This is a genomic window from Radicibacter daui (genome assembly GCA_030657355.1).
Classification (GTDB): domain Bacteria; phylum Pseudomonadota; class Alphaproteobacteria; order Radicibacterales; family Radicibacteraceae; genus Radicibacter; species Radicibacter daui.
This window is the reverse complement of sequence record CP131056.1, coordinates 3,936,781-3,956,614: the sequence shown is the minus strand read 5'-3', so window position 1 is coordinate 3,956,614 and position 19,834 is coordinate 3,936,781. Positions and strand designations below refer to the sequence as shown.

The following is a 19,834-nucleotide window of genomic DNA, read 5'->3' as shown; positions in this document are numbered from 1 at the left end:
CGAGCCTAGCTGAGGGAGGTGAAGGGGAAAAGGCTTGGCTGGCCGGATTCGAATTCCAGCAGGGCCTGCTTCAGCGGCAGGCCGCCCGCATAACCGGTGAGCGTGCCGTTGGCGCCGATCACGCGATGGCAGGGCACGATGAGGCCAATGGGGTTGCGGCCATTGGCATGGCCAACGGCACGCGCGGCGCCGGGGTCGCCCACGCGGGTGGCAAGCGTCAGGTAACTGATGGTTTCGCCGAAGGGGATACGGCAAAGCTCTGCCCAGACCTGCTTCTGGAACGGGGTGCCGTCCGCCGCCAGTGGCAGGGTGAAATCCTTGCGGGCGCCGGCAAAATATTCGTCGACCTCGGTTTTGACATGCGCGATTGCGCCATCGTCACGCCGACCGCCCTTGGGCAGGCTGCGGGCGTTGGTCCAGAAGCGCGTCAGGCTGCCATCGGGCGTCACCCACGCAACGGCGGTGCCGACGGGGGTGGTAAAGCTGCCCCAGATCTCTTCCATCATCCGGCGTCCTTGGTCAGGCTCAGCCACAGATGGCAGGTGGCAAGGCTGCGGTGGGGCGAATAGGGCGCCATCAGCAGCTCCGTCTCCCTGGCATCGGGCCGGGCTTCCAGACCGTGCATCTGCTGCAGCGCCGTCGACAAGCCGGAATCGCCAATCGGCGCGGCATCGGCAAGGCCAAAGCCCCGCATCAGCGTATAGCGTGCCGTCCAGGGGCCGAGGCCGCGAATGGCGGTGAGCGCCGCTTCGATAGTCTGGGCAGAGCCTTGTTCCAGCGCTTCCAGCGGCAGCCGGCCGTCGGTTACCGCTGCTGCGGCCCCGATCAGATACTGGGCCTTGGAGCGGGAATAACGCTCGGCCGTCAGTTCCTCCACGCTCAGCGCCGCAACGGCTGCGGGCTCCGGATGGGCGTAGAGGCCGCTCGGCTCATGCAGCACGCCCACTTTGGCAATCAGGCTGCGGCGCAGCGCCATGGCGAAAGCGAGGTTGATCTGCTGGCCGATGATGGCCCAGCTGAGCGCCTCGAAAATCGTCGCTGTCAGCGGCACGCGCAGGCCCGGCCGTGCGGCAATCAGGCTGGCGAAGGGCTTCGCCAGCGCCGCACGTCCTTCAAAGGGTGCAGGATCCTGTGTGAGGCCAAGCAGGCGCAGGGCGGTGGCATGGGCCGCGAAAAGATCGTCCGACCCGGTGAGCCGGCAATGAGCCTGAGGAACGGCCCCGGCGCTTTCCGCCAGATCAATCTCCAGCAGCGCCGGTTTGCCCCCTAGTAGCAACGCCTTTTGTAGCAAGCTGCCGGTTACCCGCTCGCTGAGGCTTTGGGCATCGCGCCCGTGATAGGCGATGAGTTCGCCGGTGCGGTACCCTTCCGGTAGGGTGAGGGTAAAGCGGCCGTCGCCGCTCTCGCCAAGGGCGCGATAGGCGCCGGGCGCCATGGCCATCCACAGGCCGAACTGGCGGTAGAAAGCGGATTCGCTCTCGAAGCCCGCCTCAAGGCCGATATCGACAATACGCCCGCCGGGTTCCCGCAGGCGTTTGGCTGCGTGGCGGATACGGGCGCGCTTTAGCCAGGCAGCGGGGGTGAGATGGGCATGGTCGCGGAAGAGTTGCCCCAGCTTGCCGGCGCTCACCCCGCAGGCGGCAGCCAGCGCTTCGGCATCGGCAAACCGGGCAGGGTTTGCGGCAACCCGCGCCGTCAGCCCTTCATAAAGGGAACGGTCCCAATCCTCGCCGCGATAGAAGAGTTCCGGCCGGCAGCGCTTGCAAGGGCGCAGGCCCGCGGCTTTGGCCTCATCTTCAAGATGGAAGAATTTCACGTTTCCGCGCAGCGGCTTGCGCGCGGTGCAGGAGGGCAGGCAGTAAATGCCGGTGGTCAGCACGCCGGTGATGAAGCGCCCGTCATAGGCGGCATCGCGCTCCATCATGCGCTGATACATGAAATCGTCGGTGAGGCTCATAGGCGCCATCATGCGCCGGCCGGGCCTGCGGCGCCTCCTGTTTTGCGCAGCCGTTTTTTGAGAGGCTAGGGCCTGGGGCCGCCTCAAGGCTCGCGGTAGAGCCAGAGAGAGCGTTCGCCCGGGAAACGGCCGGGGAAGGAGGCGGCATGCCGGTCAGCCAGCGGTTTCGTGCCGGTCAGCCGCCAGCCGCCGCCGGCACGGCGCAGGCCCTCGGCGGCATGGGCGGCATACCAGGCGTCATAGATGCGCTGCTCCGGCAGTTCGGCCCGCAGCAGCTCGACGCCATAATTGGTGGCAACGGCGCCGGGTGGTTCGCTGGAAAGAAAACGCACCGCAGCATCCAGCGGGGCGGCCCAGAAGGTGGCCGGGTTGACGGCGAGCAGCCAGATCGCGGCCTGAAGGGTGAGGAGGCCGCTGGTAAAGCTGCGCCTTGCGTGGGCACCCGGCAGACTTGCGGCCAGCAGCAAGGCAAGCAGCAGCGGCAGGGCCATGTGGCGCAGATTGTCCGGGTTTTGCATCAGCAGCGACCAGAAGGTGCCCACGGCCCAGAGCATAACCAGAGCCCGGCGCCAGCGGGCCTGCGGATCAGCCCCGGCGAGTGCCCACAGGCTGGCGAATGTCGAGAGGCTGGCCAGCAGCAGGGCACCGGGAATAGCGCCGAGCGCCACCCGCCAGCTGAGGCTGTCCGCACTGAAAGCAGTGTGGCCCCAGACGGTGACATGCCCTTCGGTAAAACGCAGCGCCTCTTCAAAGAAGAACGGCCCTTCCTTGACGATCACCACGCCATAAGCGGGCAGGGCGATCAGCGCCGCACCGGCGATCAGGCGTAGCCCCTGCCGCCAGTCGAGCACGAGGGCGGCGAGCGCCAGTGCGGCCATGACCGGCGCATAGGAGGGGCGGCAGCAAAAAGCGACGCCGAGCAGAAGGCCGGCGGTAAACGCCCGCCCGCGCACGGCGCAGGCGAGGGCGAGCAGCAGGAACAAAAGCCCGGCGGGGTCGGAAAGCTGGGAAAGCGCCAGCACCGGGGCGAGCGGCAGCAGCAGAACCAGCAGCCAGCCGGAAAAGGCGGCCTCCTGCCGCACGTCCGGCGGGGCAAAGCCGGCCGCACACCATGCGGCGGCTGCCGGCAGGGAGAGGGTGGAAATCAGTGTTACGGCCCGCAAGGCAGCCGCCGCATCGCCGGTCAGCAGGGCGGCGAACCGGCCCAGCAGGATGAAGCCGGGATATCCCGGAAAATGCGGAGAAAACTCGGCAAGGCTGAAGCGGGAGAGGCCGTTCGCGAAGAACAGCGCATCATCGGAGCCAAGGCCCGGCGGGTGGTGCAGCAGCCAGACGGCAAAAGCAGCATGGAGCAGCAGCAGGGCTGCCCATGCCGGTTTTATTGCTTTTGCCGGCATCGGGGCCTCAGCCGCGAAGGGCGGTCAGGATACTGTCTTCCGCCGCCTGGAAGGCTTCCGGATTGGCGGGTTTGGAGCCGGCACCGAAGATGCCGGGATTGCCGATGGCTTCCAGCGCCTGATTGAGCCCGGCATCGGCGGTCTTGCGTTTGGCCGGATCGAGATCGCCGGAGAAGGCATCGAAGAAGAGCTTGGCCTTGACCACCAGCACCTTGGCGGTCTGGTAGTCCTTGAGATTGTCCTTTGCGCCGTTGAGGCGGCGCTCGATCTCCGCCACGAAGGCCCGGTTGAGCGCAGCGCTCATCTGATCGGCGCTCTTGTCGGTTACCGCCTTGTCGAACTCGGCCTTGATGCCCTTGGCCTCGTTCTCGTCGAGATAGGCGATCTCGCCCTGAAGGCCGGTGACGCTCTGGCCAACGCTGTCCCAGTCACCCTTCTGCACAGCGGAGAGAATGGCCTCGCGCCCGTCCAGCATCGGCTCCTTGCCGGCGGCGGCGTAGGAATAGGCGGCGGCAGGCTGCGGCAGGGCGGCGGTAGCGGCTGCCAGGGCAAGGGCGATGGCGGCGGCGAACAAGCGGATCATCTTCATGGTGGCAGGCCCCTCTTGCTTCATCATCAGGCGATGCTCTCGACCTCGATCACCTGCTTTTCATTGCGGTGATTGTAGATTTCTGCGCGGCGGTCGTGGCCTTCCAGCAGCCCTTCGGCCGCCATCAGCCCCATCTCCATCGCCGTGTCGGTAAAGACGTAGCGGAAGGTTGCCTGCCGGCCGCACTGATAGAGATTGGCAAAGCGCGCAAGGTGCCGGATGGCAGCCTGCTGCTGCTTTTCATATCCCACGGTCAGCAGCGGATAGGCGTAGGGCGTGCGTACGCTGAAACATTCTCCGGTCGCCTTCGCCGGGTCGATGCCAAGGCGGGCGAGGTCCGCCTGTACGCGGGGGAAGAGCGCTTCGTCTTCCATCTCCCACATCGCGCTGCCGGGATCGCAAGGGATCTCCAGCATCAGCGAGCTCATGCCTTCAGGCGCCATTTCCGGCGAGCGGCGGCGCGGCTCCTGCAGGCGGGTTGCCAGCATGTCGGGGTCGGAGAGGTACTGCCAGGTCCAGGGCGAGACGTTTTCCACTGCCATCGGCATGTTGAAGAAACGCAGGCCCCGGAATCCGAGGCTGCTTTCCCCGCCCGTCATCCGCACCATTTCCGGCAGCGGCATGGAGGAGATGACGGCATCGCAGGCCACCGGCCCGTCTGTGGTCTCGACGGCGGTGATGTTGCCGGCGCTTTGGCTGAAGCCGGTGATGGTCGTTCCGCAGCGCAAGGCGCCGCCCAGCTTTTCCACCGCCGCTGCCAGCCGCTCGAAGATCATGCCGAAGCCGAGGCGTGGATAACGGTAGGAGCGGGCATAGGTGCGCGGGTTGTTGGCGGCGCCCGGCAAAAGCCGGCGCAGCACGTCGCGCAGATCGACAAGGCTGATGCGCTGCTCCGCCCAGTCGGCGGAAAGTTGCGTGGGCGGCACACCCCAGAGCTTGGCGGTATAGCCTTCAAAGAAGGTACGGTAGAGGGTGGGGCCGAAGCGCGCCTCTGTCCAGCTGGCGAAATCATCGCCGGGCGTGGCGCGGGCAAGGCCCAGCAGCATGGCGGAGACATCACGCGCCGCCCCCAGCAGCAGCGACGGCGGGGCGGATTTCAGCAGGTTGCCGATGGCGAGCGGATAGTCATAAATCCGCCCGCCAAGGCGGATGACGCTGGCCCGGCTGGCGGTCAGCAGGTCGTCCGCCACCAGCTCCTCGACCAGTTGCAGGAGCCCGGCATTGCGGGTGATGAAACGATGGCCGCCGAAATCGAAGCGGTAGGTACCGTGTTTGCCCTCAAAGACCGTCGTGCCGCCGAGCCCGCCGAGGCTCTGGCGCTTTTCAAGGATGGTGACCCGCACCCCCTCGCGCGCAAGCCGGTGCGCGGCGGTAAGGCCGGCCGGGCCGGCGCCGATGATGACGACATGACGCGGGCGCCCACCGCTGGCGCCCGGCGGGGTGCCTTGCGTCAGCGCGCCATCACGCAGGTCGCGCATAGGTCCGCCGCCACATGGTGATGGCGATGATGAGATAGACGGCCCAGGCGCTGAACTGCACCGGCGTAGGCGAGCTGTTGTAGCCGAAGAGGGCGCGCAGGAACGTGCCGATGAATCCCTGGTCGCTGAGGATATGGGAGATATCGAACAGCGGCTGGGTGCCGACGGTGATGAGCTCCGCCGACTGCATCATGTTGACGCTGGAGCCCAGCAGGCCGGCGGCGATAATAATGATGAGCAGGGCGGAGTAGCGGAAGAAGGGCTGCAGCGGCAGGCGGCGGGTGCCGCGCATCAGCACCCATACCAGCAGGACGGCGGCAAAAAGCCCGGCGAGAGCGCCAATGACACCTTGCTGGAGCGTAACGCCCTGGCCGGAATACATGAGGGCGGAGAAGAACAGCACCGTCTCGATGCCTTCGCGCAGCACGGCGATGAAGGCGAGCATAACCATGCCCATCACATTGCCGGCGCTGACATAGCCTTCAAGCTGGCGCTTCACTTCCTCGGTATGCGCCTTGGCCTGCTTGCCCATCCATACCGCCATGTAGCTGAGGACGAGGGCAGCAAACAGCAGGATCACGATCATCAGCAGCGTACGGTAATACTCGCTGTGAAACTGGCTGACCACGAACTGGAAGACGAACGCCGCGCCCACGGAGGCAACGAGGCCCGCACCGACGCCGGCATAGATCCAGTCGGAATATCGCTCCGCCCCCAGCTTGCGCAGATAGGCCAGGATGATGCCAACCAGCAAAAAGGCCTCGAGGCCCTCGCGCAGCGTGATGAGAAAACTCGCCAGCATGATATGCGCTCTTACTCCAGAGTGGCCGTAGCCGAGGCCATTTCGACAGCTTCGGGGTTCGGCAGGTCGGGATAGGTTTGACGGACGACATCGGTCATGTGCTGCGGATAGATGCGGAACATGAGCCGCACCTTCGCCTGCACGGGAAAGACCGTATCGGCGGGAAGGGTATAACGTTCGTCACGGTGGCCGCCCGGCGGGATGCGGGTATCTTCCAGCATCTTTTCGTAGCGCCAGAAATCAAAACCAAGCTGCGTGCCGTCATGACGGCCAAAAACCTTGTGGAACAGGCGGGCATCCACCGGCACGGTGCCGTCGGCCGCCAGCTTGCCGCTGGAGAGCACCTCGCGGCCGGTGGCGTCGGTCACGCTCACTTCAAGCCACATCTGGCGGAAATCGGCAACGCCGGTCGGCAGCCGGTGTCCGGCACCGACATTGTCCACCCGCACGGTGAAACTGTCCGCCGTGCGCGACAGGCTGAGTTTGGCCGCGGTGCGCAGCAGGGCAAGGCTCTGAGCCTTGAGGTCCGGGTTGCGCAGGCCCACGAGGTGGTAGTTCGCGCCGGTGAACTGGTGGGTGAAGACATTGGCCTTCACCGGGCCGCCATCGGTGGACTGGCCGGGAATGTCGGTGCCGATCTGTGCCGCATCGGCATGCATGTGGCAGTCCTGGCAGGTGCGGTTGGTGGCAGGGTTGTCCGGCGTGTTGAAGGGCGATTGTTGCCATTCATTATAGGTTTCCACCACCAGCGAGCCGGTGCCGGGCGCAAACTCGCCATGGCAGGAGCCGCAGAAGGCGGAGCTTGAATAAAAACCCTGCTGGTAGGACTTGGCGTGCGTGTCCGGCGCCGCCTCGATCTGGCGGTTGCCGAGCCAGCGCAGCACCGGATTGGCATCATGCTCGAAGAGGTATTTCGGCCGGTCCTTGAGGTTCACCGTGTAGCTGGCATTGGCGCCGCCGGCGATGCCGGCATCCTCCAGCCTGGTGATGCGGTGGCAGGAAAGGCAGCCGGTACCTTCTTCCACCTGCGGGTGGCCGATATCGGCCAGCAGCTTCTTGCCACCTTTTTCGAACATGTCATTGGGGCCGGCGGAGGATTTAATGCCGGACATGACGGAATCGGGCATGTGGCAGCCCATGCACCACTGGCGGAAACCTTCGCCTTCCAGCTTGGCGGCCAGATTTTCGGCCACCATGTAATAGGGGTTGGAAGCCCCCATCAGCCGGTGATTGCTGTCCGCCCACTGTTTGAAGATATCGGTGTGGCAGGACGCGCAGGCGCCTGAACTCACCCAGTCGCCCTTGTGGACATACTTGTCCTCGCCATCGAGGCGCAGCCAGGTGGAGAGGTAGGGCAGGTTCTGCTGCGCGGTGACATAGAGATGGAGCTTTTCCATCATCTGGCGCGCGGCATCGTCCGGCTTGTCGGGATCGGTGACGGGGGTGCCGAAGCGAGTGTCGCCGCCCATGCCGCCCTGGGTATCGCGCACCATGCGCAAATAGTCGGCGATGAAGTCGCCGCCCACCATGCTCTTCATTGGGTCATGGCCGATGACGGCATTGCCGAACTTGTCGGTCGGTGTATCGCGGAAGAGGTAGCCGTTGGTGAAGTTGAAGCCATCGGTATGGCAGCTGCCGCAGCTCATCCAGAAATCGCCCGCCATCGGCCGGTCGGGGAAATCGTCGGTGTTGGCGCTGTTGAAGAGGCGCAGGCCCTGACGTTCATCGCCGGAAAGAGCGTCCTTTTCCGTCAGCCGGGCAAAGTCATCCTTCACCGGCGACACCTTGGCAAAGCTGCCGCGGCCGCCGGTGGTCAGATGGCTCATATCCAGGCTCATGGCGTTCTGGACATAGATGTCGTCGCCCAGCACCTGCAGGCCGCGCGGATTATCGCCGGGCAGGTGGCGGTAGATCTGCACCGCCTTGGCGCCCAGCTCTTCCTTGCCGTTGCGGCGGTCGCGCCGCTCCTCCTTCGCGATGGGTTTGGAGCGCGAGCGGTCGAAGACCACCAGATCCTCGCTGCCCGCCAGGGTCACGAAGACCTTGTGGCCATCGGCGGAAAAGCGCGCGTCATAGGGGTTGGAGACGATGCGGGTGCGCACCCCGTCTTCCAGGATGTTGATCTGCTGGAAAAGCTGCTTGCGGCGGGAGGCGACCTCGTGCTCGTCGCCTGGTTTCAGCGACAGCAAGGAGACGGCGGGAAAGACCGTCGACTGGAACTGGAACGGGTGATCGAAATTCCACAGGAGGTGCGGCAGCCAGGCTTCGGTGCCATCGGGGCTGATGGCGATGTTGTCGAGCTGGCGCGGTTTGCCCTGGGAAACGGTCTGGTCCGGGTCTTCCTCCTCTTCCAGCGTGATGGTGGTGAGGAGTTTCAGTGGCAGGCTTTTGGTATCGTAGATCGACACCTTGCCGACCATGGCGTGGGTGATGAGCAGCCGCCCGTCGGCCAGCAGCGCAAGGCCGCGCGGCGTTTCGGTAACGGCCATGTCAACGGCGATCTTGCCGCTCTCATCGATGCCGAGAAGGCGTGCGCCTTCAAACAGCGTGACCCAGAACAGGTGGTTGCGGGCATCAAACACCACGCCCCACGGGCGTCCACCGGTCTCGACATCCGCAACGCCGGAAAGGTCATTCAGCTTCAGGATATGCAGTTTGCCGCCGAGCGAGTCTGTCGCCGCGACCAGCCCATCCGCCTCAGCCAGCGCCACGCGCTCGATATCGCGGCCGAGCGCTTTTTCCATCAGCAGCTTGCCGCTTTCCCGCTCGATTACCGACAGGCTGCCGGCTTCGAAATTGGCGCTGAAGAGGCGCTTCCCATCGGCGGTGGCGGCAAGCGACGTGCTGCGCACCGCCACCGGCACCTGCTCGTCCGCGGCCGCGAAGGCGGGCGAGACCAGCAGGATGACGGCGAGTGCCAGCAGCACCAGCCAGAAGGCCCGCCGCAGCGCGCTGAAGCGCCAGGCATGCACCACCAGCAGTGCGGTAAAGGGCACGGCCAGCAGCAGGTGAACCCAGTGGGCAACGCCGCCCGCCGCATTGCCCGGATTGCCGAAGAAGACCAGCCACAGGCCGGTCAGGAAGATGGCGGCAATGACGAACTCGAGCACACGGCCGGTGATCGTCTGCAAGGGTTTGCGCTTCTTGGCCAGCAGCTCGCGATGCGAGAGCCAGAAGGGCACCACGAAAAGCGGAAAGAAGAGAATCGCGACCAGCGCATGGACGAAGAGCGCGGAGCGGAAGATCGGCCACTCAATGCCAAAACCGCTCCACATCATGAGGCCGCTGACCGCCAGAAAATACAGCACCAGCTCCACCGGCTTCGACTGAAAGCCCAGCCAGCGCCAGAGGCTCAGACGCTTCAGCATCTGCTCGTACTGGCCTGTGGTGGAGGGGGCGGACATGGGAAAGGCGGTTATCCAGACTGGAGCGGTGGCCCGAAATTCCTTGGGAGCGGTTTTGAGGCTGCTTCTCAAACGCAATCGGGCCGGTGCCCCTTTTTAGGGAACCGGCCCGGAATCGCAAGCTGACAAAAGGGCTAGGAGCTCCGCACGGAGCGCATGAAGCGCCCTGCGGAGCCCTGCCGCGTTACCGTGCCGCAGTCACACTGACGGCCGCAGCCATTACCTGGGCCACGCCATGGGCCCCGCCGGCAGCGGTTACCTGCTTGACGCCATCCTCGTCGGTGTCGCCGGTGGTGTCGCCATCGACGACATTCTCGCCGCTGTCACCCAGCCACTCGGCCCGCTGCGCGCCGCCATTGATGACGGTGTGGAACCAGGTTTCGTAGCGCTTGGTCAGGTTGGCGAGGTCCAGCGCCGGCTCCTTCTCGCCTTCGCTGTTCACGAAGGTGAGCATGAGTTCGCGCAGGCCGCCGCTAACGGCAGCGTTGGTCCAGGGCGTGTAGGTGGTGTTGCCCTTCACCTCGACGAAGATGCCGTTCTTGTCGACCATCTTGCCTTCAACGGCGAGGTAGAGCTTGCGCGCCGCCTCACGATAGCGGTCATCGCTGGTGGCCTTGAAGGCAGCGCCGAGGCCGCGGATCACCGCGAACTGCGTGGCGAGCGACTGGCCGGCCGAAGCCTTGCCACCCACGCTCACGCTGTCAGCCGCAAGACCGTCCTTGCCGATTGCCTTGGCGAGGATGAAGTCGGCTTCGGCCTTGATCAGGTCAAGCGCGCGGGTGCCGGCTTCGGTGGTGATGCCGTCGGCGGAGTCGCCCGAGGCGTAACCGACCGGCAGGGCATCCTGCGCCCGCTCGAAGATCTGCAGGGCGACCAGCGTGTAGGCGGCGTCATAGGTGGTGACGCTGTCCGACTGCTTGCCGTCCTTCCAGCCATCAACAAAAGTGCCGGCCTTGGCATTGAAATGCAGTGCGTCGAGGTTCTTGAACTCGGCGCCGACCAGCGTGGAGACGAGGGAGAACGGGTCGTCCGCCTTCACGTCGTCTGCCGGAGTGTCGTTGGTGTTGGTTTCCGGGGCGGCAGCAAACGGGGCGCCGTCAAACACGGCGCGGAAGGCCGGGTTGGCATTCGGATTGGCGGAGCGCTGATCGGTATAGGCATAAGCCTCGCTCAGCGGCCACAGGAGGGCCCAGGTGTTGCGCAGGGTGGAGGCACCGTCCGCCACCTTCAGCGAGCCGATGGCCTTCAGGCCGTTCTTCTCCGCCTCGGTCACGTCGATGCGGGCCGGGAACCAGACGGGGCCCTTCGTGGGGTCGTAGTCCGGGCCGAGAGCGGCGCCGAGCTTCTTGCCGTCATAGGCCAGCTCGTCGCGCAGGGTCAGCAGCTTGTCCCAGGTGATCTCGGTGAGGACAACGCCATTGACGCCGTCGGCAGCGGAAACGCCCAGGGCATGCTTGCCATCCTGGTCCATGGTGGCGCTGTCGGCCTCGACTTCCTCATCGGTGTCGATGACATGCATGCCGCCGAGGAAATCCTGCGACCACATCACATCCTTCAGCATCTCCGCGCCGGTAGCGGCGGGGGTGAAGGCCTTGTCCATGCCATCCTCGCGCCAGGCAAGGCTGCCATAATCGCGGAAGTAGGCCGGCACGACAGTCTTCAGGTCCTTGGCGGTACCGGCGGCGGTGGTGACGGTCACGTCATCGCCGTTGACCGGAGCGGTGTCGACCGGGCCGGCATATTCCGGCACGCCGGCCGCGTAGGGCAGGGTGATCGGATAGAGGTTGAGCGGCAGTTCATCGGCAGAGAAGCCGACAGCCTTGGTCAGTTCGATGAAACGGTTGCCGAGGGCTTCCGGCGTGCCGCCGCGCTTGGCGTTCAGCAGGCCGTTGGCCAGATGCGGGCCCATCTTCGACTGGTAGTTGACCGCATACATCGCTTCTTCGGAATATTCGTAGCTTTCGATGCCGGCCGAATAGTCGAAGGCGGAAGGCTGGTTCAGCGTGTTCGGATCAAGCACATCGAGGTCGAGGCCAAGGCTCTCGGCCATCGGCTCGCCGGAAAGCTCGAACTCGGTATAGGCGATCATGCTGCCGGCGGTATCAAAGCGGCCATCGGCAACGGTGACCTTGTCGCCGGCGGCCAGAGCCTGGCCGGCCATCAGGGCCGCGGAAGCGCTGGTCAGCAGCAGAATTCGGTTCAGTTTCATTGCTCGGTCATCCCCTCATGTTCTCATGGCAGCCCCGCTCCCCGGGCCGCTTCTCCGCCTGCAAAGGCGGTCGCGAAACTGAAAGCAGCGTTAACGCAACTCACTTGCAATTGCAATCGGTGCCGGAGCAATCGAGAATGGAAAAGCCAAAGGCGCGGCGCACTGGCGCAAAAGCCAGGAGTGGTTGATCCTGCCCCGGTTCTGCCGGTTAGAATGATGTGCGCTCAGTTTGCGCCAAGTTGTCGCAGCTTCGGGGAGGGGCCGATGATTACCGTCCATCATCTCAACAACTCGCGATCCCAGCGCGTGCTCTGGCTGCTGGAAGAGTTGGGACTGCCCTATGAGCTCAAGACCTATCAGCGCGACCCGGCGACGCTGCTGGCACCGCCGGAACTCAAGGCGGTGCATCCGCTCGGCAAATCGCCGGTACTGACCGATGGCAATGCGGTGATCGCGGAAACCGGCGCCATCTTCGAATATCTGCTGGCAAAGGTGGGCCATCACGATCTGTGTGCCGCCGCCGGCAGCGACCAGTGGCTGCGCCTCAGATACTGGATGCATTACGCCGAAGGCTCCGCCATGCCGCCGCTGCTCTTGAAACTTGTCTTCATGCGCCTGCCGCGTCAGGTGCCGTGGTTCATGCGTGGATTGGCCCAGAAGCTGGCAACAGGGGCCCTTGCCGGTTTCGTCGAACCGCAGCTCAGGCTGCATCAGGATTACTGGGAGAAGGAACTGGCGGCGACGGGCTGGTTTGCCGGCCCTGAATTCAGCGCTGCCGACATCATGATGAGCTTTCCGGTAGAAGTGGCCGCCTCGCGCGGCTCTGCCCGCACAAGGCCGGTGCTAACCAGCTTCCTGAAGACCATCCATGCCCGCCCGGCCTATCAGCGCGCGCTGGAAACCGGCGGCCAGTATGCCTATGCCGAAGCTGCATAGGGTTATGCGCTAAGTGTTTGAAAATAGCAGATTAATTTAGAGATATTCCGTAAATTGGCGTCGCGCGCCGGGGCGGGGCAGGGTAGTCTTGCCGGGACGATCCACCCCACAATCAGGCGCCTTCCGCCATGTCCCAGCTTTCCATCGCCGCAACCGGGCAGGCCCTGCTGCATGGCGCGGTCGACTCTTCTTCGGCCGGTTATCAGGCCGTACGTGGTTTCCTGACCGGGGCGGATGTGGCACTCGCCAATTTCGAGGCGGTGCTGGCGGTGCCGGATGCCTGGCCCACCAAAACCAGGACGCTGCATTGCACCGGGCCGCAAGCCCTGCACTCGTTGAAGGCCATGGGCTTTGCCGCCCTTGCCCACGCCAACAACCATGCTTTCGATCTCGGGCCGCCGGGTATCCTCGCAACCCATGCCGCCGCGCAGGAGGCGGGCATCGCCCTCGTCGGATCGGGGGAAGATAGTGCCGCAGCCTTGCGGCCGGCCTATGTGGCAACGGCGGCCGGTACGGTTGCCGTGCTGTCCGTCGATCTCGGTCCGCAGCCGGATATCAATTATGCGGGTACGGGAAGAGCAGGCATCTGCCCATTGCGCATGCGCCGGATCGTAACGGTGCCGGAAGCCGACTACCGGCGTTTTGCAGAAATCGTAAGTGCGCTGGGCGATGACCGGCGCGAGGCTGCCCGGGCCGCCGTGGGATATCGCCAGCAATCGGGGGCGATGCCGAAACTTGAACTTTTCGGCACCGAGCTGCGGCAGGGCGCGGATATTGCCGCCCGGTGGGAGCCGGATGTAGCGGACTGGCGTGCCCTGCTGGAGGCGCTGGTAGCGGCAAAAGCCGAAGCCGACCTGGTGGCGATTGCCCTCCACAGCCATCACTGGGACCCGAACTGGGGCCAGATGCCGGACTGGGTGCGCAGGCTGGCTTGCCGGCTCGTCGATGCCGGGGCGGACATGATCGTCGGTACCGGCTCCCCGGTGCTGCAGGGGCTCGCCTTCCATAACGGCCGACCGATCCTCGGCAGCCTCGGCAATTTCATCTTCCACACAAGGCGCACCGCCACCTATGCCGAAAAGGACGTGGATGTGTGGACCAGCACGCTGGCGCGTGCCCATTTTGATGGAGAAGGGGTCTGCACGCGCTTCGATCTGCTGCCGATCTCCGCCGGGCGTCCGCCGCTCGCGGACGGGCAGGCCGCCCCGGCCCCGGTGCCGCTTGATCCTGCCGCGGCAGAGGCTGTGCGCGAGCATATGTGCGCCGGCCTTGCCCCGGAGGAAAAAGCGTTGATCAGGCTTTGCCGAGCGGGGTGATGGCCAGGACCGGCACCACGGGCAGCTGGAGGCTTGAGGCCCGGGTGCCGGTGCAGAAGACGCTGTTGTGCGCCACCCGCTTGTGGGCGGCATAACCTTCCGGCTCGCCGCTGTTGGGATTGACGTCGAACTTGGGGAAATTGCTCGACGAGATGTCGAGCCGCAGCCGGTGGCCCGCCTTGAACAGGTTGGCGGTGGCGAAGGGCTCGATGGTGATGCGGAAGGGTTCGGTCGAGCCGATCAGTTCCGGCTTTTCCCACGAATTACGGTAGCGGCAGCGGAAGATGCCGTCGCTGAGGATAAGGGCGAAGCCTTCCGGATAATCCTCGCTGGGCGGATAGACATCGACCAGCTTGGCGGTGAAGTCGGTGTCCGGTGCATCGCTGGAAACCCAGAGATCGACGGAGATGGGGCCGATCACGGCCATGTCTTCGGCCAGTGGTTCGGTCATGAAGCTCAGCACATCCGCGCGCTCGGCAAGGTCGTGGCCCATATTGCGGCTGCCGTAGAAGCGCGGTTCTTCACGCTGGTTGAAGCCGCCGCCTTCAAAGATTGGCGTGCCGCTGGTCAGCGCCCCGCCGATGGTCGGCACGGGATTGTCGGGGTCGAAATCATAGCTGAGAACACCGGCCTCACCGGAGGGAGCGGCGGTTTTCAGCGACCCGTCGGCATGCAGGTAATAGCTCTCGGTACGGGCGGCCGGCAGTGGCCAGTCGGCAGCGCTGATCCAGTCGCCGCCATGGTCAAGCAGGCCTTCGGCCGTGCGTCTGCCGCTGCCGCCACCCATCAGGAACAGGCGTACGCGCGGATCTTCATTGGCCGGGGCAATCCCCTTGAGCCAGCGGTCGAACCAGTGACGGCGGAATTCCAGCCAGCTCGGCGTCACATTACCGCCGATGGTGGCGTTGGGGCCAAAGGAGGTATCGCCGGCAAAGGTGGTGTTGCGGTTGCCATGCAGCCAGGGGCCCATCAGCAGGTGCATCGGCCGGCCTTCCAGCCGCGCCAGACCGGCGTAGTTGTCGAGCGTGGAAGGCACATAGACGTCGTACCAGCTCGACATCAGCACCACCGGCACTTTGGGGAAGCTGTCGTAATGGCCTTCCATATAGATGCCGACGGTCTTCCACGCCTCGTCGAAACTGCCGCGGCGCCACTGGTCGAGCAGATATTCCTCATATTCCGGCACATGGCGGACGGGCGAATTGCCCTCGCTCCACGGCATGCGGCGGAACCAGTCGTGGATATCCTCGGCTTCAAGCGCCGCCAGCACCTTCGGGTCGCTCTTGGCGGCGAGGCTCTCCTTGGCGCTGCGATAGGCCCAGGTGGCCTGCTTGAGCTCGAAGGCGCCGCCCTGGCGGATGCCGCAGCGATAGGCGGAAGCAAATCCGCCGCTATCCATCACCATGCAGGCAAGGCCCGGTGGATTGAGGCAGGCGAGCGCGGCCTGGGTATGGGCGGCATAGGAGAGCCCCATGGTGCCGATCTGGCCATTGCACCAGGGCTGGGCCACGATCCACTCCATGGTGTCGAAACCGTCCGGCCCCTCGGAGAGATACTTGGTAAATTCGCCTTCGGAATTATAGCGGCCGCGGCAATCCTGGAAGATGACCACATAGCCCGCTCGCACGAAGTAGGTGGCGACCTCGGAGCGGGTACGCGGCCCGTCCATGCCAACCTCGATCTCGGAGCGTGAGCGCTCCACCTTGCCGTAAGGCGTGCGCTCCAGAATGACCGGCAGCGTGCCGCCCGTCAGTTTTTCGTCAGTGCCGGCCGGGCGATAGACATCCGTTGCCAGCCGCACGCCATCGCGCATGGTCACCATGACATCGCGGTGGACGATGACACCGTCATCGAGCAGCTGGGGCGGCGTAAGTTGGGTAACGGCCGGCATGTCGGAGCCTTCCTTGCCTTGAATTATGCACTGGATAGAGAAAAGGAGGGGGCGTCAGGGCGGACCTTCCGCCCCCTCTAGGTGCCCCGTGGAGGCACCCCCGGGGCAGGCTGGCTATCGGATAAGAAGCGCTCTTACTTCGCGGGGCTCGCGAAGTAGGCACTCGTGTCTTCGCTCTTGTTGGCGATGTAGGTCACATCGTCCTTGGAGGCCCAGTAGACCTTCTGCCAGTAGAGCGGCAGGAACGGCGTATCCTGCATGACGGTGCGGGTGGCGTTCTGCACTGCGGTCATCCGGGTATTGGTGTCGAACTCGGTCAGCACGTCCTGCATCAGGTTGTCGAACACCGGATTGGAATACTGAACACGGTTGAACCCGCCGGTGCCGGCTTCCTTGTTCTTGGTCATCAGGAGGTTGCGCAGGCCGGTAATCGCCGTCGGCGTGGTGTTGCCGAGCGAGAAGATAAAGGCGCTGAATTCCTGCTTGCCGGCGGCGGAGGCGTAGACGTTATAGGGCTGCGTCACCACGCCATTCACCTTCAGCCCGCCGCGGGCGAACATCTGGCCGATGGCCTGTGCCACTTCGCCATCGCCGGGGAAACGGTCGTTGGAGGAGTGGATGGTGATGCCGAAGCCCTTCGGATAACCGGCATCGGCCAGCAGCTTCTTGGCGCCGTCGACATCATAGCTCTCGGCCTTGAGGTCCGGCACGTAACCGCCGATCCCTTCGGGGACCAGCTGGCCGGCGGTCTGGCCCGCACCGCTCAGGATGCGGTCGACAATGCCGTCGCGATTGATGAGCTTGGAGAGTGCGAGACGGACCTTGGCATTCTTCAGCGGGTTCGGCGTCAGGGGTTTGCCGTCGAGGTCTGTGATGAAGGGCGACGTGTCACGCGAGCTGTCGAGCGCCATATAGATGATGCGGGTGGAGGAGGTGGAGTGCACCTTGATGCCCGCCGTACCGGAAAGCTTGGTGACATCCACCGGCGAGACGGCGTCGATCAGCTGCACGGAGCCCGAAAGCAGGGCGGCCACGCGGGCGGCGTCGTTGGAGATGAACTTGATGGTGACGGTGTCGTAGGCCGCCTTCTTGTCCCAGTAGGCGTCATTGCGCACGAGGGTGACATGATCACCCGGCACCCATTCCTTGAACTTGTAGGGACCGGTGCCGACGGCTGCCTTGCCGCTGTTGTAATCCTCGATGCTGGCGCCTTCGGCGACCTTCTTTTCAAGCATGTAGACAAGGCCGATCTGCTCGATGAAGTCGGGCGTCGGTGCCTTGGTGGTGAACTCGATGGTGTAGGGATCGAGCGCCTTCATGCTGTCGATGGCGGCGACGTTACCGGTAAACGGGGCGGGGCTGTTGGGCACATTCTTGGCCCGGTCCAGCGAATAGATGATGTCGTCCGCTGTCAGCTTGTTGCCGTCATGGAAGGTCACATCATCGCGCAGATGTACCAGCCAGGTCATCGGGCCCGTGGTTTCCCAGGATTTGGCGATGCCGGGGTGAAGCTGCAGGTTCTCGTCCTGAACCACCAGCCGGTCGAAGACCTGCATGGCAAGGTTCTGGTTGTTGCCGGTGCGCGAAAAAAGCGGATCGACGGCGGACGGCTCTGTCGAGCTGCCGATAACCAGACCGGCGGCCCAGGCCGGTGCCGTGGCAAGTGTGCTCACGCCCAGCATCAGGCTGGCGCCGAAGGCCAGCAGTTTGCTGCGGGACGTCCGTGAAACCTTGTTCATGCCTGTTCTCCTCTGTCCTTGAAGCCCATGAGGTCTTGTTCTTGTTGTCGGGAACGAGCCCGGTTTCCTGTCAGCCGGCGTGAAGCCCGGCCGGCAGCGGCTGGCCGCGGTCGTTCAGGTGGCACGCCGAAAGGTGATTCGGCGCGATTTCGCGCAAGGCCGGCCGTTCGGCCGAACAGCGCGCAAAGGCGTGCGGGCAGCGCGGATGGAAATGGCAGCCCGATGGCGGATTGATGGGGGAGGGGATCTCTCCCTCGATGGGGGTGAAGTTGCGGTGGCGGGCATCGAGCCGCGGCACCTCGCGCAGCAGCGCGGCGGTATAGGGATGGTTCGGCCGGTCAAAGAGGTCGGCTGCCGGGGCGCTTTCCACCACCCGGCCGAGATACATGATCACCACCCGGTCGCTGATGTGGCGCACCACGCCGAGGTCATGGCTGATGAACAGGTAGGTAAGGTCGAGCTCGCGCCGCAGTTCCATGAAGAGGTTCAGGATCTGCGCCTGGATGGAGACGTCGAGCGCGGCAACGGACTCGTCGCAAACGAGGAACCGCGGCTTGACCGCCAGTGCCCGGGCAATGCCGATACGCTGGCGCTGGCCGCCGGAGAACTGGTGCGGATAGCGTTGCAGGAAGGATGGGTCGAGGCCCACGCGCTCCATAAGCGCGCTGACATAGGCCTCCTTCTCCCGGCGCTGGATGATGCCATGATAGACTGGCGCCTCGCCGATGATGTCGATCACCCGCTTGCGCGGATTGAGCGAGGACATCGGGTCCTGAAAGATCATCTGCGCGGCAAGGCGGGCGGCGCGCGCTTCGGCCGGGGCCAGGTCGGCAAGCGCCTTGCCTTTCCAGCTGACCACGCCGTCACTCGCCGGCAGGATGCCGGCCAGCACCCGACCGATGGTGGATTTGCCGCAGCCGCTCTCGCCGACAAGGCCGACAACCTCACCGGGGCGGATTTCCAGATCGACGCCGTCCACGGCATGGACGACGGGATTATCCACCTTCACGCCGATGCGGCGCGCGAGTTTTTCGGCCAGATCGAGCGGCCTGGTGAAGCGCAGCGAGACACCCTCGGCGCTGACGAGCGGGGCTGCGGAGTTGGCAGGACTATTCATGCCGCGCTCCGGTCATGACGGGGGTGGAAACAGCGCCAGTCGCGGGCAAGGCCGCCGGCAAGGGCGCGGGCCGTCGGCTCCGGCTCGGCAAGGCAGGCGTCGGTTGCGAAATCGCAGCGGGTACGGAAGGCGCAGCCGCTCGGGCGCAGCAGGGGCGGCGGGGTCATGCCGCGGATGGGGCGCAGTGGCTCCCCGCGCGGAATGTTGGCTGGAATGCTGCCGAGCAGGCCTTGCGTATAAGGGTGGGCCGGATTGTCGAGCAGCGCATCGACCGGCCCGCTCTCGACGATGCGGCCGGAATACATGACGGCCACCCGGTTTGCGAGGCCGGCGACCACGCCCAGATCATGGGTGATCCAGACGAGGGACATGCCGAACTCGCGCGCCAGCCCCTGTACGCGGGCCAGGATCTGCGACTGGATGGTAACGTCGAGCGCGGTGGTCGGCTCGTCGGCGATGATGAGTTCCGGCCGGTGCAGCAGCGCCATGGCAATGGCAACGCGCTGGCGCATGCCGCCGGAGAACTGGTGCGGGTAGGCCTTCAGCCGCTCTTCCGGCGACGGGATGCCAACCATGCCCAGCGCATCGCGGCACCGCTCCCACGCGACCTGGCGGGAGACCTTTTCATGGACAAGGATGGTTTCCACCATCTGGGTTTCGATGCGCAGAACCGGGTTCAGCGTCATCATCGGATCCTGGAAGATCATGGCGATGCGCCGGCCACGGATGGCGCGCATCTCTTCTTCCTTCAGCGCCAGCAGGTCCTGCCCCTGAAAGAGGATACGCCCGCCTTCAACCCGGCCCGGCGCATCCAGAAGGCGCAGGATGGAAAAGCCGGTGATGGATTTGCCGGAACCGCTCTCGCCGACAAGGCCGAGGATTTCGCCGCGTCCGACCTCGAAGGAAACACCGTCGACAGCCTTGGAGATGCCCTTCTTGCCGTGGAACCAGGTTTGCAGGTTCTCGACGCGCAGCACGGGATTGCTCATGGCCACCCCT

General features: G+C 64.9%; 14 protein-coding genes. 2 read left to right on the top strand and 12 right to left on the bottom strand.

Translation table 11 applies throughout. From position 1 onward, the window contains the following. Positions 1-5: 5 nt before the first annotated feature. From QTL98_RS18430 to QTL98_RS18395, 8 genes are all read right to left on the bottom strand, one after another. Positions 6-506: a methylated-DNA--[protein]-cysteine S-methyltransferase gene (locus tag QTL98_RS18430; RefSeq protein ID WP_445679925.1), complete on the bottom strand. Its 501-nt coding sequence runs from the start codon at positions 504-506 to the stop codon at positions 6-8. Beyond that, entirely contained in the window at positions 503-1,957 is a 1,455-nt protein-coding gene (locus QTL98_RS18425; RefSeq protein ID WP_445679924.1) for a DNA-3-methyladenine glycosylase 2, read from the bottom strand. Before QTL98_RS18425 ends, QTL98_RS18430 begins: the two co-directional genes overlap by 4 nt. Before the next feature lie 83 nt (positions 1,958-2,040). After that, the gene (locus QTL98_RS18420; protein ID WP_445679923.1) at positions 2,041-3,354 is read right to left on the bottom strand and encodes a hypothetical protein; all 1,314 of its coding nucleotides are present in this window, start codon (positions 3,352-3,354) and stop codon (positions 2,041-2,043) included. A gap of 7 nt (positions 3,355-3,361) precedes the next feature. After that, positions 3,362-3,970 carry a hypothetical protein gene (locus QTL98_RS18415; protein WP_445679922.1) on the bottom strand — a complete coding sequence of 203 codons (609 nt, stop codon included), beginning with the start codon at positions 3,968-3,970 and terminating at the stop codon, positions 3,362-3,364. Beyond that, entirely contained in the window at positions 3,970-5,421 is a 1,452-nt protein-coding gene (locus QTL98_RS18410; protein WP_445679921.1) for an FAD-dependent oxidoreductase, read from the bottom strand. Before QTL98_RS18410 ends, QTL98_RS18415 begins: the two co-directional genes overlap by 1 nt. After that, a complete protein-coding gene (locus QTL98_RS18405) occupies positions 5,405-6,223 on the bottom strand; it encodes an FTR1 family iron permease (RefSeq protein ID WP_445679920.1) in 819 nt (272 codons plus the stop codon). Before QTL98_RS18405 ends, QTL98_RS18410 begins: the two co-directional genes overlap by 17 nt. An 11-nt stretch (positions 6,224-6,234) precedes the next feature. Next, on the bottom strand, positions 6,235-9,627 hold the full coding sequence (locus tag QTL98_RS18400) for a hypothetical protein (protein ID WP_445679919.1): 3,393 nt from the start codon (positions 9,625-9,627) through the stop codon (positions 6,235-6,237). Positions 9,628-9,811: 184 nt separating this feature from the next. Then, positions 9,812-11,830 carry a hypothetical protein gene (locus QTL98_RS18395; protein ID WP_510637590.1) on the bottom strand — a complete coding sequence of 673 codons (2,019 nt, stop codon included), beginning with the start codon at positions 11,828-11,830 and terminating at the stop codon, positions 9,812-9,814. A 270-nt stretch (positions 11,831-12,100) separates the two neighbouring features. Between QTL98_RS18395 and QTL98_RS18390 the strand changes: the two genes are divergently transcribed. Both QTL98_RS18390 and QTL98_RS18385 read left to right on the top strand, forming a co-directional pair. Continuing rightward, positions 12,101-12,772, top strand: a complete 672-nt coding sequence (locus QTL98_RS18390; protein ID WP_445679917.1) for a glutathione S-transferase — start codon at positions 12,101-12,103, stop codon at positions 12,770-12,772. Positions 12,773-12,900: 128 nt separating this feature from the next. Then, positions 12,901-14,088 (top strand): CapA family protein, encoded by a 1,188-nt coding sequence (locus tag QTL98_RS18385; protein ID WP_445679916.1) that lies wholly within the window; start codon positions 12,901-12,903, stop codon positions 14,086-14,088. Here the strand turns inward: QTL98_RS18385 and QTL98_RS18380 are convergent. The 4 genes from QTL98_RS18380 to QTL98_RS18365 all read right to left on the bottom strand — a co-directional run bounded on the left by QTL98_RS18380 (position 14,066) and on the right by QTL98_RS18365 (position 19,824). After that, complete coding sequence (locus tag QTL98_RS18380) at positions 14,066-15,979, bottom strand: CocE/NonD family hydrolase (RefSeq protein WP_445679915.1); 1,914 nt, start codon at positions 15,977-15,979, stop codon at positions 14,066-14,068. The two genes, QTL98_RS18385 and QTL98_RS18380, sit on opposite strands and share 23 nt — an antisense overlap. Positions 15,980-16,113: 134 nt before the next feature. Continuing rightward, positions 16,114-17,718, bottom strand: coding sequence for an ABC transporter substrate-binding protein (locus QTL98_RS18375; RefSeq protein ID WP_445679914.1), 1,605 nt, complete (start codon positions 17,716-17,718; stop codon positions 16,114-16,116). Positions 17,719-17,788: 70 nt separating this feature from the next. Further along, entirely contained in the window at positions 17,789-18,835 is a 1,047-nt protein-coding gene (locus tag QTL98_RS18370; RefSeq protein WP_445679913.1) for an ABC transporter ATP-binding protein, read from the bottom strand. Beyond that, the gene (locus tag QTL98_RS18365; RefSeq protein ID WP_445679912.1) at positions 18,832-19,824 is read right to left on the bottom strand and encodes an ABC transporter ATP-binding protein; all 993 of its coding nucleotides are present in this window, start codon (positions 19,822-19,824) and stop codon (positions 18,832-18,834) included. The genes QTL98_RS18370 and QTL98_RS18365 overlap by 4 nt, the downstream gene beginning before the upstream one ends. Positions 19,825-19,834: the final 10 nt, after the last annotated feature.

What these genes read in the sequence shown, in the direction of transcription:
- QTL98_RS18430 (WP_445679925.1), bottom strand. Translation starts at nt 506, where the DNA reads ATGATGGAAGAGATCTGGGGCAGCTTTACCACCCCCGTCGGCACCGCC.
- QTL98_RS18425 (WP_445679924.1), bottom strand. Translation starts at nt 1,957, where the DNA reads ATGAGCCTCACCGACGATTTCATGTATCAGCGCATGATGGAGCGCGAT.
- QTL98_RS18420 (WP_445679923.1), bottom strand. Translation starts at nt 3,354, where the DNA reads ATGCCGGCAAAAGCAATAAAACCGGCATGGGCAGCCCTGCTGCTGCTC.
- QTL98_RS18415 (WP_445679922.1), bottom strand. Translation starts at nt 3,970, where the DNA reads ATGATGAAGCAAGAGGGGCCTGCCACCATGAAGATGATCCGCTTGTTC.
- QTL98_RS18410 (WP_445679921.1), bottom strand. Translation starts at nt 5,421, where the DNA reads ATGCGCGACCTGCGTGATGGCGCGCTGACGCAAGGCACCCCGCCGGGC.
- QTL98_RS18405 (WP_445679920.1), bottom strand. Translation starts at nt 6,223, where the DNA reads ATGCTGGCGAGTTTTCTCATCACGCTGCGCGAGGGCCTCGAGGCCTTT.
- QTL98_RS18400 (WP_445679919.1), bottom strand. Translation starts at nt 9,627, where the DNA reads ATGTCCGCCCCCTCCACCACAGGCCAGTACGAGCAGATGCTGAAGCGT.
- QTL98_RS18390 (WP_445679917.1), top strand. Translation starts at nt 12,101, where the DNA reads ATGATTACCGTCCATCATCTCAACAACTCGCGATCCCAGCGCGTGCTC.
- QTL98_RS18385 (WP_445679916.1), top strand. Translation starts at nt 12,901, where the DNA reads ATGTCCCAGCTTTCCATCGCCGCAACCGGGCAGGCCCTGCTGCATGGC.
- QTL98_RS18380 (WP_445679915.1), bottom strand. Translation starts at nt 15,979, where the DNA reads ATGCCGGCCGTTACCCAACTTACGCCGCCCCAGCTGCTCGATGACGGT.
- QTL98_RS18375 (WP_445679914.1), bottom strand. Translation starts at nt 17,718, where the DNA reads ATGAACAAGGTTTCACGGACGTCCCGCAGCAAACTGCTGGCCTTCGGC.
- QTL98_RS18370 (WP_445679913.1), bottom strand. Translation starts at nt 18,835, where the DNA reads ATGAATAGTCCTGCCAACTCCGCAGCCCCGCTCGTCAGCGCCGAGGGT.
- QTL98_RS18365 (WP_445679912.1), bottom strand. Translation starts at nt 19,824, where the DNA reads ATGAGCAATCCCGTGCTGCGCGTCGAGAACCTGCAAACCTGGTTCCAC.